The sequence below is a fragment of the Candidatus Hakubella thermalkaliphila genome (genome assembly GCF_013281975.1).
GTDB classification, from domain to species: domain Bacteria; phylum Actinomycetota; class Humimicrobiia; order Hakubellales; family Hakubellaceae; genus Hakubella; species Hakubella thermalkaliphila.
Genome location: NZ_BLRZ01000059.1, coordinates 1 through 11,914 on the forward strand (window position 1 = coordinate 1; position 11,914 = coordinate 11,914).

12 protein-coding genes are annotated in these 11,914 nt (G+C 48.7%); 10 read left to right on the forward strand and 2 right to left on the reverse strand.

Annotated features, from left to right (window positions below; translation table 11 throughout):
* Positions 1-100 precede the first annotated feature (100 nt).
* Both cimA and HW443_RS06595 read left to right on the forward strand, forming a co-directional pair.
* Positions 101-1,675: a citramalate synthase gene (gene cimA / locus HW443_RS06590; protein ID WP_258190472.1), complete on the forward strand. Its 1,575-nt coding sequence runs from the start codon at positions 101-103 to the stop codon at positions 1,673-1,675.
* Positions 1,676-1,709: 34 nt separating this feature from the next.
* Positions 1,710-2,219 (forward strand): DUF1848 family protein, encoded by a 510-nt coding sequence (locus tag HW443_RS06595; RefSeq protein WP_176230136.1) that lies wholly within the window; start codon positions 1,710-1,712, stop codon positions 2,217-2,219.
* Here the strand turns inward: HW443_RS06595 and HW443_RS13925 are convergent.
* Positions 2,148-2,624, reverse strand: a complete 477-nt coding sequence (locus tag HW443_RS13925; RefSeq protein ID WP_407079785.1) for a cytidylate kinase family protein — start codon at positions 2,622-2,624, stop codon at positions 2,148-2,150. The two genes, HW443_RS06595 and HW443_RS13925, sit on opposite strands and share 72 nt — an antisense overlap.
* Between HW443_RS13925 and HW443_RS06605 the strand changes: the two genes are divergently transcribed.
* The 4 genes from HW443_RS06605 to HW443_RS13335 all read left to right on the forward strand — a co-directional run bounded on the left by HW443_RS06605 (position 2,605) and on the right by HW443_RS13335 (position 6,962).
* Complete coding sequence (locus HW443_RS06605; protein ID WP_176230753.1) at positions 2,605-2,889, forward strand: hypothetical protein; 285 nt, start codon at positions 2,605-2,607, stop codon at positions 2,887-2,889. The two genes, HW443_RS13925 and HW443_RS06605, sit on opposite strands and share 20 nt — an antisense overlap.
* Positions 2,890-2,972: 83 nt before the next feature.
* Positions 2,973-3,284: a YerC/YecD family TrpR-related protein gene (locus HW443_RS06610; protein WP_176236681.1), complete on the forward strand. Its 312-nt coding sequence runs from the start codon at positions 2,973-2,975 to the stop codon at positions 3,282-3,284.
* Between the two features lie 257 nt (positions 3,285-3,541).
* Positions 3,542-5,665 (forward strand): DNA polymerase III subunit alpha, encoded by a 2,124-nt coding sequence (gene dnaE, locus HW443_RS13330; RefSeq protein ID WP_258190469.1) that lies wholly within the window; start codon positions 3,542-3,544, stop codon positions 5,663-5,665.
* A 28-nt stretch (positions 5,666-5,693) separates the two neighbouring features.
* Positions 5,694-6,962 carry a helix-hairpin-helix domain-containing protein gene (locus HW443_RS13335; RefSeq protein WP_258190470.1) on the forward strand — a complete coding sequence of 423 codons (1,269 nt, stop codon included), beginning with the start codon at positions 5,694-5,696 and terminating at the stop codon, positions 6,960-6,962.
* A gap of 10 nt (positions 6,963-6,972) precedes the next feature.
* Here HW443_RS13335 and HW443_RS06620 read toward each other — a convergent pair whose 3' ends face one another.
* Positions 6,973-8,061, reverse strand: a complete 1,089-nt coding sequence (locus HW443_RS06620; protein ID WP_176230756.1) for an aldose 1-epimerase family protein — start codon at positions 8,059-8,061, stop codon at positions 6,973-6,975.
* Positions 8,062-8,697: 636 nt separating this feature from the next.
* On the opposite strand from HW443_RS06620, the gene HW443_RS06625 reads away from it, so the two are divergent.
* From HW443_RS06625 to HW443_RS06640, 4 genes are all read left to right on the forward strand, one after another.
* Positions 8,698-10,032, forward strand: coding sequence for a RuBisCO large subunit C-terminal-like domain-containing protein (locus HW443_RS06625; RefSeq protein ID WP_176238004.1), 1,335 nt, complete (start codon positions 8,698-8,700; stop codon positions 10,030-10,032).
* A 15-nt stretch (positions 10,033-10,047) separates the two neighbouring features.
* The gene (locus HW443_RS06630) at positions 10,048-10,233 is read left to right on the forward strand and encodes a hypothetical protein (RefSeq protein WP_176229644.1); all 186 of its coding nucleotides are present in this window, start codon (positions 10,048-10,050) and stop codon (positions 10,231-10,233) included.
* Entirely contained in the window at positions 10,230-11,021 is a 792-nt protein-coding gene (locus tag HW443_RS06635) for a DeoR/GlpR family DNA-binding transcription regulator (RefSeq protein WP_176238005.1), read from the forward strand. The genes HW443_RS06630 and HW443_RS06635 overlap by 4 nt, the downstream gene beginning before the upstream one ends.
* Before the next feature lie 343 nt (positions 11,022-11,364).
* A partial coding sequence (locus tag HW443_RS06640) for a substrate-binding domain-containing protein (RefSeq protein ID WP_258190471.1) occupies positions 11,365-11,914 on the forward strand: 550 nt, incomplete at its 3' end.

Genomic DNA, 11,914 nt, shown 5'->3' on the forward strand with positions numbered 1-11,914 from the left:
CATGCGCCGCGGCGCACCACGTCGCATGAAAATTGTGTTATTTTCAAGGGAGTATGAGAATTAAGATGCATTTTCAGAGGAAAGGGTGGTTTCTTTGGACGTGCTGTTGTACGACACAACTTTAAGGGATGGAGCTCAAAGAGAAAATCTTTCCTTCTCGGTGGAGGACAAGATCAGGATTGCGGCCAAACTGGCCGAATTCGGCATCCACTACATCGAGCTGGGATTTCCTCACTCCAATCCCAAGGATACGGAGTTGTTCAGGAGAATCAGGAAGTTGGATCTGAAGCCGGCCAGGCTGGTGGCCTTCGGAAGCACCAGATATAAGGCCAACAGAGTGGAGGAAGATCCCAATATCCGAGCCCTGATCGAGGGCAGGGTGGATGCTATTTGCATCTTTGGTAAAAGCTGGGATTTCCACGTGGAGAAGGTTCTGGAAACCACTCTGGAAGAGAATCTGAAGATGATCTATGAGTCTGTTTGCTATCTTAAGGAAAACTCTCCGGAAGTAATCTATGACGCCGAGCATTTTTTTAATGCTTACAAAAGTGATCAGGAATATGCTTTAAAAACCATTTTGGCAGCTCAGGAAGGCGGAGCCGACTACATTGTCCTTTGTGATACCAACGGAGGCACCCTTCCTTCTGAGGTCTCCCGCATAACCAGAGAAGTAGTCGATCTCCTGAAAGTTCCGGTGGGTATTCACGCTCACAATGATATTGAATGTGCTGTGGCCAACACTCTTGTGGCGGTGGAGAATGGAGCAACTATGGTCCAGGGGACTATAAATGGCTACGGAGAGAGATGCGGCAATGCTAATCTCTGCTCCATTATCCCCAATCTGGTTCTGAAAAAAGGAATACTCTGTCTCCCTAAAGAGAATCTGAGAAGGCTAACCGACCTGTCCCATTTTGTAAGTGAGGTGGCTAACATAGTTCCTGATTCCCACCAGCCCTATGTGGGTCAGAGTGCCTTTGCCCATAAGGGAGGCATGCATGTCAGTGCCGTACAAAAGGACTCCCGAGCCTTTGAACACATCAATCCCCTGGAGGTGGGTAACCATCAGAAGATCGTGGTCTCCGAACTTTCGGGCAAGGGCACCATTGTCAGTAAAGCCCGGGAGTTTGGGCTGGATCTGAGTAAGGATCCCCTTCTGGCAGCCAAGATTCTCCAGGAAATTCAAAACCTGGAACATATTGGCTATCACTTTGAGGCGGCTGATGGTTCCTTTGAACTCTTGGTCAGGGAGCTGACCGGCACGGCCAGGCACTATTTCACCCTGGAGAGTTTCCGGGTGATCATGGAGAAGAGAGAAGATGGAGATGTAGTCACGGAGGCTACCATCAAGATCCATGTCGGGGGACAACGGATCATAGTCACCGCAGAAGGAAATGGCCCGGTCAATGCTCTGGACAACGCCCTCAGAGATGCCATTGGGCAGGCTTATCCTCAGCTCTCCAAGATCAGGCTCAGTGACTTTAAGGTGCGGGTCATCGATGAGAAGAAAGGGACCGCCGCCGTAGTCCGTGTCCTCATTGATACCACTGATGGCAAAGATTCCTGGGGAACCGTCGGAGTCCACGAAAATATTATCGAAGCCAGTTGGGAAGCTCTGGTGGACAGCATTATCTATGGTCTGATGAAGATGGAAGGGGAGGGCGCGGCCTCCGAATGACAATTAGCTTAGGCAAGAATCAAGAGCGCAAAGGATGGACATCATTTCCGTCAGCAGAAGAACCGATATCCCTGCTTTTTATTCTGAGTGGTTTATAAATCGCATCAGAAAAGGGTGGGTCAGTTTTATTCACCTATATCAAAGAGTTATCCGAAACTTCCGGAAAATGGGCCTAACTTTCCGAGACCTGGAAGATAATGAAAAGATAGAACTAGCTAATCGGATGGCAGAGGTGGGCAAAAACTACGGTATCACCCTTTATGCCTGCTGCAACGATCTCCTGGTAGATGGCCAGGTTCGTAAGGCCCATTGCATCGATCCAGAGATACTCTTGCAGATAACTCCCCACTCCATCGCTCATCTGAAAATATCACCAACCAGGCCCCAATGTGGCTGCCTTAAGAGCATAGATATAGGAAGATATGATAGCTGTCCTCACGGATGTTTGTACTGCTACGCTAATGCCAATAAATCAATAGCCCTGAAGAATTATCCCTACAACGTCATTTACCTGAATACATACAATATGTTGTGGTTCAATTAAAGAAATTGCCCTACATATTGAACCAAGATTCTTAAGTATCGCTGTAGGGTTAAGCCCCGCCCATAATGTACAATATGACACCAGTGTGGAAAATGTCTTAGCTTTTTCTTCGTATTGCCTTTTAGGAAAACTGGGAGTCTGTTCGTCTACATGTTCAAATACGTTCGGGAGAACTCCATGTTTCTGAGCGCGCTCTACCAGTTCCGCCTTATCTATCAGTCTATAGCCAGGTGTTTGAGCCAGCTTTCTGGCCAGAGCACTGCCCCCACTACCCCATTGTCTGGAAACAGTAATTACTGACATTTCCGCCCCCCTTTGTTCTTTATAGTCTCTGTCTTTAGTATATACTAATTTATAGGCAGGAGAGGAGGAAAAAGAGACAGGTATGTTTCGGACAGAGCTCATGAATCGGCTGATGGTTTATGAAAGGCTCTATTATTCGCGGGGTCCCTGGGATGACATAAAGAGAGTTTTAGAAGATATCATCACTGGGAAGGTTAGATTCACCCTGGACTATTTCGAAGAGCACCTGTTTTCTATTGCAATAATAGCAGCCGTGAGTCTGGTGATGGTGGTCATCCTGATCGATTTAGTCGTTACTCTGGTCTCGCGGGTCATTGGCCGGTTAAGGGATAGAGAAGGGGACAAATCTTTCTGGGACCGAAGATAACAACGTAGAAGAGTCGGAGATAATTAACATATCTTTGTATCACCGCGTTAAAGTGCAAAAATGCGACACTTCGGGAGGTCTTTATGCCTGTAGATCCCAGACTCAAAAACAAGGGTATAGATGAGCTTTTTGAGGCTATCCTTCAGCTCAAAAATGTGGAGGAATGCTACCGCTTTTTCGAGGATATTTGCACGGTCAAGGAACTGAAGGCCATGGCTCAGCGGCTGGCCGTGGCTAAGATGCTGGAAGCGGGGGCCAAATACAGCGACATTAGCTCCCAGACCGGAGCCAGCACGGCCACTATCAGTCGGGTGAAGAGATTCTTGGACTTCGGGGCTGATGGGTATAAGCTTATCCTGGAAAGGTTGAGATCCGAAGGGACATCCCAGTCTTAGGGCACGTCAGAGAGATCGAAATCCAGGTCTTAACTCCAGAGAACTATTCTTAGTGTCAGCCTGTATCAAAAGCTCTTTTTCAAGAGTTCTCCCCAAGGGCCTATCAATACTGCGAAATCTTGGTAGGCACCGAGGTTTGAGAGAAAGACCCCCTGGATTTATTTCTTCTATTTTTCATTAACTACATATTGTGATATAGTATAAACGTATGCTACAATATAACTAGCTTTCATTCTCCATCATGAGAGAAGACCCCCATGAAAGATAGTTTTGTTCACTTACATACCCATTCCGAGTTTTCCCTGCTGGACGGGGCCATCCGCATTAAAGAACTGGTTGGAAAAATAAAAGAGATGGGGATGCGGGCAGTCGCCCTGACCGACCACGGATCCATGTATGGAGCCATTGAGTTCTACACCGAGGCCAGGGAAGCGGGGATCAAACCCATCATCGGCTGTGAGGTCTACATGGCTCCCAAGAGCCGCTTCGACAAGGCCAGTAAGGAGGACAAATCTCATCATTTAGTTCTGCTGGCCCGGGATGCAGAGGGTTACCGGAATCTGATGAAGCTGGTCAGCAAAGGATTTCTGGAGGGTTTCTATTATCGTCCCAGAGTGGATAGGGATCTCCTGATAGAACACAGCAATGGCCTCATCGCTCTCAGCGCCTGTCTCTCCGGGCAAATTCCTAAACTCATTGCCAGGGGTAAACTAGAGCGAGCAGAGCAAGTGGCTCGAGAGCTTCAGGATATTTTCGGCAAGGGAAACTTCTTCCTGGAAATCATGAATCAACACCTGGAGTCCCAGATGGAGATAAATGAGAAAATGGTCGAGATATCTGAACGTACCGGAATTCCCCTGGTAGCTACCAACGATGTCCACTATCTGGAAAAGACCGATCATACCGCTCATGACGTCCTTCTTTGCATCCAGACCGGCAGTACGGTGGATGAGGCGGACCGCCTGCGCTTCTCCTCCTCAGAGTTCTACCTGAGAACTCCCCAGGAAATGAGGGAGCTGATGATAGAATGCCCCCAGGCATTGGAAAACACCCTGTTGATCGCCGAGATGTGCAATCTAAGAATAGATCTGGATCAGACTCTTTTGCCCCACTACGAGCCACCTGAGGGTTACGACCTGAATACTTACCTGGAGAAGATCTGCTGGGAGAATCTGCCGCGTAGATACCCTGAGGTAACTCCTGAGATGGAGGAGAGGCTCAAGAAGGAACTGGGCACTATTAAGGAGATGGGATTTTCCGGCTATTTTTTGATTGTCTGGGACTTTATTAACTACGCTAAGAACCAAAAGATCATGGTCGGGCCGGGAAGAGGCTCGGCGGCCGGAAGCATCGTCAGTTTCATTCTGGGGATAACCAACGTAGATCCCCTCAAATACGGCCTTCTCTTTGAGCGGTTTCTTAATCCGGATCGGCGCAGTCTGCCGGACATCGATATAGATTTCTGTTATGAGCGCCGGGATGAGGTTCTCAAGTATGTAGCCGAGAAGTATGGCCACAACCGGGTAGCTCAGATCATCACCTTTAGCACCATGGCAGCCAGGGCAGCAGTGAGAGATGCGGGAAGGGTCTTCGGAGTTCCCTATGGCCGGGTCGACCGGCTGGCTAAGTTGATTCCCATGACTCTGGGTATGATTCTGGCGGAGGCCCTGGAGATGGTTCCTGAGTTGGCCAGCGAGTATAAGGAGAATCCGGAGACCAGAAAGATCCTGGACACAGCTATGAAGCTGGAGGGTCTGGTACGTCAGGATTCCATCCATGCTGCTGGAGTGGTGATATCCGTTGATGATCTGACCGGCTTTACTCCCCTTCAGCGTAAGACTGATCCGGAGATTGTTACCCAGTATAAGATGGAGGATATCCAGAAGATAGGCCTTCTTAAGATGGACTTCCTGGGACTTAAGACCCTGACCATGATCGACAAAGCGGTCAAGATCATCCAGAGGACCAGAGGGGTGGAGATCGACCTGGATAATCTGGATTTGAATGATCAGATGACCTATGACATGATTAGTAGGGGTGAGACTCTGGGGGTTTTCCAGTTGGAGAGCTCTGGCATGCGAGCCCTGGTAGTCGATCTAAAGCCTAACCGCTTTGAGGACATCATAGCTTTGCTGGCTCTCTATCGGCCCGGTCCGCTCCAGAGCGGAATGGTCAAGGATTTTGTGGCGGCTAAACATGGACGTAAGAAAATCATCTATCCCCATCCCTCTCTGGAGTCCATCCTCAAGGAGACCTACGGTATCATAGTTTATCAAGAGCAGGTGATGATGATCGCCTCCAAGATGGCCGGCTTTTCCATGTCGGAGGCGGATATCCTGCGGGGGGGCTATCAGCAAGAAAAAGCGCCAGCTTCTGGCTGAGCAACGGGACAAATTCATCGGTGGAGCTGTGGCCAACGGCTATTCCGAGAAAGTGGCCGAGAAGGTTTTCGATCTGGTTAACCTCTTTGCCCAGTACGGTTTCAATAAATCCCACTCCACCGCCTATGCCCTTATCTCCTACCAGACGGCCTATCTTAAGGCCCACTACCCGATAGAATTCATGGCCGCTCTTCTCACCGAGAGGATGGGAAGCAAGGAGAAAGTGGCCCAGTATGTGGTGGAGGCTAAAAGAATGGGTATAGAGATACTCCCCCCTGATGTGAACGAGAGCTATGGAAACTTTACCGTAGTAGGAGATAAGATCCGCTTTGGCCTTACAGCCATCGCTAATGCGGGAGAGAATGTCATAAACAGCGTAGTTCAGGAGAGAAAGCAAGGAGGTCCTTACAAATCTTTCTACGATTTCTGTAGCCGCATCGATCCCTCGGTTCTAAACAAAAGAGTTGTGGAGAGCCTGATCAAGGCGGGGGCTTTCGATTCTCTGGGCTATTCTCGCAAATATCTCATGATGAGATACGAGAAGGTCATCTCTGATGTCCTTAAGAGCAGAAAAGATATGGCCCTGGGCCAGTTCTCTCTCTTTGGCACCCAGGAAGCTCAGGAGTTTTTTGAAGAAGAGACCACCACCATGCATGAGGAGTACTCCAGGGAGGATCTCATGGCTATGGAGAAGGAAATCCTGGGTCTTTATGTATCCGACCATCCTCTTATGGGGCTGGAAGGGATCCTTAAGGAGGTCTCCGATGTGGAGATAGCCGATCTGGAGGAGGCAGGAGATGGGAGTATCAAGACCATTGTGGGAATTATCTCCAAGATCCAGAAGCTCTATACCAAAAAAGGGGAGCTCATGCTATTCGTCACGGTGGAGGATATGACTTCCAGCGTGGAAGTGATTATCTTCCCAGCCCTGTTGGAAAGATATCAGGATGATCTCTATCCGGACAACATAGTGGCCATTACCGGAAGGGTAGATATCAAGGAGGATCAGGTTAAGATCATTGGTAATGAGGTACGGGATATCGAGGTGGAAAAAGAGGAAAAGAAGAGCCTGACCATCAAACTAAAGGATATGGATGTCTCCCCCCATCTCATCGGCAGTCTGGAAACTATTCTCAAGAGCTATCCCGGTAGATATCCCGTCCACCTGTACCTTTATGCCGACAACCAGGCTACGGTACTGCGTCTGGGGGAGGAGTTCAAGGTCAAACCATGCGAGCTCCTCTTCGCCGAGATCAGAGACTTGCTGGGGGACAGGGTGGGGTTGGTTATAAACTAAGGGATCGACGCTAGGATGCTATTTTCCTTATCCTCTTCTCCATCCCTTCTATCTGCTCCCTGGAGGCCAGTACCCCGATCTCCAGATCGTAGTATCTCTTCTCCCCCGGCTCCAGAAACTGCAAAGTTCCCCGTTCTCGCTCTTTAGCTCTTCCTTCCACCCCACAGTTAGCAGGTTCCAGGCCCACTACATATAGACCTTCACCCATCATCTTCCATTGCACAAAGTTGGGAAGCTCCGATTTGGAGTATTTGACATATATCCCAAGCCCTTGGCCGTTTTTGAAGGATCTGTTGACCAGGGCTACCCACACGTGGCCATCCTGATCCGTCTTCATCTCATGATAGAAGACCTGCTCAGCATAGCCGGGGATGGGATCGGAGAAACAGAAGCATTCTTCCAAACCAGGCCGGGCGTTTTCGTCCCGGGGACGAACATTTTGGGAAGCTGTAATCAACTCAGCGCTGGCATCGAGCAAGGGAAACCCTGTGTTTATATGGTAGAGGATCATGTGAGGAGTTCTCTCAAAGGCAAGGTTCTCCACCACATCTTCGATAAAGAGGCGGCTTTCTCCCAACCTGGCCCATATCTTTCGGGTGAGACAGATATTTTCTCCAAATACCGCAGCTTCTTTTACCCTTCCCTGAGCCCACATGACGTAAGTATCTCCGTCCCACTCTCCGTCCACCCACACGTTCTTAGCTGGAATATAGGAGACTCTTCCGTGCAGTCCCAGCTCCCGGCCCTTATCGATGGAGGGAGCGCCTAGATAAGTGAGACCACAGGTGACCAGAAGCCCGCCGTAAAAGCCCCTCAGCCAGCCCAGGCTCTGGCTTTCGTAGAAGGAGGGGGCCAGCGTTCCGGTGGGAGAGATGTAAGCAAGAGAGGCTTCTTGGTACTCTGCATAAGAGATGTCCATTCCTCGGTCGGGTAACACCGTGAAATTAAAACCACTGCCGGTCTTGAAATCAATGGCCCGAACCCCTTTCTCATTACCGTCCTGCAGTTGGTACAGTTTGGTACCTCCGATCTGAGAGACATCTCCACTTTTTTTGCGTAATTCATCTCTAGAATAGGTTTTCCCGAACAAATCAGACACGGTAACCTCCTTTTGGTTGAGCTTGAGATGTGCTTGCTTAGAGTTGATGTTACGATTTTATTACGGTTTTGGCAAATTTTGCGTCTCTACAAAAAGGGCCGAATTTCAGTATCTGGCTCCCATCCTCCGAATCTGAATCGGACGGCAAATCGACCCAAGGAAACATCTGCGATTCCATGATTGAGCCAAAATCTCTTTTTGCAGTTGCGCAAATTCGCATCGTCATATACCGGGCACGCCGGGATCACCTACTAAATATGTCGACAACCAGCCGACCGGGTCAGCGATTAGGGATTTATATCAGATGTTGATCACATCTAGGGCAGTATGCCAGCTCAGAATTGAGCCGCCAACATGAATGACCTGTGAAAATATTTTAGTAATTGAACGAGCCATGGTAAAATCATATCATTTTTTGGAAATTTAGTGTTGACAGAAAACATATTCTCATATAATATGTTATTTGGTAAACCTGGAACCCACAAAGGAGGAAGTTATGAAGCGCTATCACGCCCCCCTATTTTTGAGAATATGTTGGAAAGCCTGGAGGGATGCCGGGAAATGTCAGTTCTTTGACCTGCTACCAAATTTTTTGGAAAAACTAAACTATTACAAAATAAGAAAGAAAGGTTTTTAATGAAACTTTATTATGAGCCTATAGTGTTTAATCAAACCCTGGATGGAGTGGATCTAAAAAGACACATCATAGGTACATATTACCTGGAGGACCCTGTTCCAGGAGAGGATCCTATAGACCACTTTTCCTTAGTTCAAAGCATGTCTTTTGAAGGTTCTACTGGAAGCTGGGAAGAGACGGCGGAGCACACAGAAGAGGTGAAAAAGCGTCTCTCTACCAAAGTGGTGGGATATTATCAGATTCCCTCCCCTGATAACGTAAAAAGGGCCGTGGTGCAACTTGCCTTTCCCATTGATGCCTGGGGACCAAATGTACCTATGATTCTCCTGGCAATTGCCGGAAACTGTTTTGCCTATTCCTCAAAACTTAGATTCTTAGATGTGCACTTTCCAGAGGATATTTTAAAAGAGTTTCAAGGTCCAAAGTTTGGGGTTAGTGGGATAAGAGAAAAACTAGGAGTTTACGATAGACCTCTTTCCCTACATATCATAAAGCCCTGCATAGGGATGACTCCCAAGGAGACTGCCGAACAGGTCTATGCGACAGCTCTGGGAGGAGTAGATATGACAAAAGATGATGAGATGATATCTGATGTTTACAACTGTAAAATGGAGGATAGACTCAGTGCAGTAATGGAAGCCTTAGATAAAGCAAAAAGCAAAACCGGAAAAGAGGTTATTTACTTTGTCAATATTACGGATGAGGCAGATAAAATAGTGGATAAGGCAAGGCGGGCCGTAAAGTTGGGAGCAAATGGGCTTCTTATAGCTTACTCCGCCGGTCCATCTTTCCTAAGGGTGCTGGCGGAGGACCCGGAGATTAACGTGCCTATCATGTTACACCCCTCCCATATGCTTGCCCTAATCGCCAGCATTTCCTATCCAGCGATGGCTAAGATATGTCGCATCTGTGGTGCGGATCTTATGCACACTCCTACCTATTGGTCCACCATTCCCATGGTATCTCATGAGGAAGGGATCAGGACTGCTCAGGTAAAATTAGCCCCTTTAAGGCATATAAGACAAACCTGGCCCATGCCCGCTGCCGGGATGTATCCTGGGCTCACCCCGCTTATAGATAGAGAATTTGGGAAGGATATTGTACTACTAGCCGGAGGAGGTATGTTAGGTCATCCCCTGGGATATACAGCCGGAGCTCGAGCCTGGCAACAGGCTATTGAGGCTACTATGCAGGATGTCCCTTTAGAGGAGGCAGCTAAGGATAAAAAAGAGCTTAGAGCAGCTCTTGAGAAATGGGGAACTTTTAAAAGACCCGAAGTTCGCTGGTTTAGAGCTTCTCCTAAATACTATCCAATTCGCGATGTTCATCCATAAAAGGAGCGATAACTTATGGGTTCAGATATTTTGGAGTATCGGGTGATGAACGATATACCATTGGAAGAGGCTGCCAAGACCAACCCTGAGTTAAGGGAGGCCATCAATAAATGGGGTGTTCTGAAGAGGCCAGAGACGCCCTGGGGGTACATCTCCCCTAAATACAGGCCTAAGCCTCCAGAGGAGCCCAAAGGCCTATGAACTCAAAAGAAAGAAGACAGCAGATCATAGAGCTACTGGAAATCAAGGGAACTGTGGAGATTGCGGAGCTGGCCCAGAGATTTAGTGTCTCGGACATGACCGTCTACCGAGATCTCCAGAGGCTGGAAGAAGAAGGATACCTGAGAAAAACCATAGGAGGAGCCATCCGGAATATAGATTTTCCAGTAGGGGGAGAGTCCTCCTATTCCCGCCGGCTGAAGACCAACTGGGAGGAAAAGCAGGCCCTGGCCCGAAGAGCGGTCCAGTACATTGAAGATGGGGACTCCCTGGGTCTGGATGCCAGCACCACCACCTATGCTCTGGCCAGGGAGATCCAGAAACTGAAGGTCTCCGATTTGACTGTGATCACCAATCTAATAAGTGCCCAATTAGATCTATCCCGAAATGAGGGCATCAGCTCTATCTCTACCGGGGGGCTGGTCAGGGCTAACTCTTTTTCCCTGGTGGGCCCGGTAGCGGAGAAGTTTTTAGAAACGGTCAATTTGGATAAGTCCTTTCTTTCGGCCAAAGCCGTCTCCCTGGAAGGGGACTTCATGGATCCAGAGATAAGTGAGGCCCACATCAAAGAACTCCTGGTCAAACGCTCCCAGGAGGTGACCATGCTTATCGACCACAGCAACTTTGGTAAGAGGGCTCTTAACACCTTTGACACCTCGAAAGATATTCACCGCCTAATTGTGGACGACAAAACTTCACCCGAATGTCTGGATAGATTCAGAGATCAGGGTATCGAAGTGCAAGTGGTTCCGGTTCAAAAATTGAATTGACAATTCTCTGGAAATATTGTAACATCAAAACGATTTATAAAAAACGTTTTATACAATTTCGTGTGCTAGATGATAGCTCAGGACGCCATAATTATTGAGTCTATCTAGATTCCTCTCGAGAAATACGACAACGACGGCACTCATTCAGATAGCGGATATCGAGGGCAACGTCAGGGAGTACAGGTACATGGAAGTATTAAAGCCTATCAAAGGAGGGTGCCGAGCGGGCGCAATCAATTGAGGGATACGGGCCCGCGATATTTCACGAAAGGGGGGTGGGAGAAGGATACTTGCCTTTTTGAAATCTGCAGAAGACAAAGACTGAAAAGGAGATGATGAGCAAGTGAAGAAGAAACTACTTATTCTGTTGGTAGTCTCCGTGCTAGTGAGCATGGCAGTAATAGGCTGTGCTCCACGAGTGGAGCCAGTGGAGGAGCCTACGCCTGTAGAGCCAGTAGAGGAGGAACCTGCACCAGAGCCAGCCGAGCCTATCGAGATTGCCATGGTGGTCAAGAATCTGGGCAACCCCTTCTTTGAGGCGGCCAAAAAGGGTGGTGAAGAAGCGGCCGCAGAAGTTGGTGCCACCTTCATCTTCGACGCGCCAGCTACACCAACTGCTGAGGGGCAAATCGAGATCATAGATGCCCTGATCGCCCGGGGGGTTGATGTAATAGCTGTCAGTGCTAACGACCCGGAGGCCCTGGTACCTGTTGGCAAGAAGGCCATGGAGGCTGGGATCAAGATGGTGACCTGGGACTCCGCCATAGCGCCGGAAGGACGCCAGATCTTCGTCAATCAGGCTGATATGGAGCAGATCGGTAGAATACAGGTGCAAATGCTGGCAGAGATGATCGACTATGAGGGTGAGATCGCCATTCTAAGCGCCGCTGCGG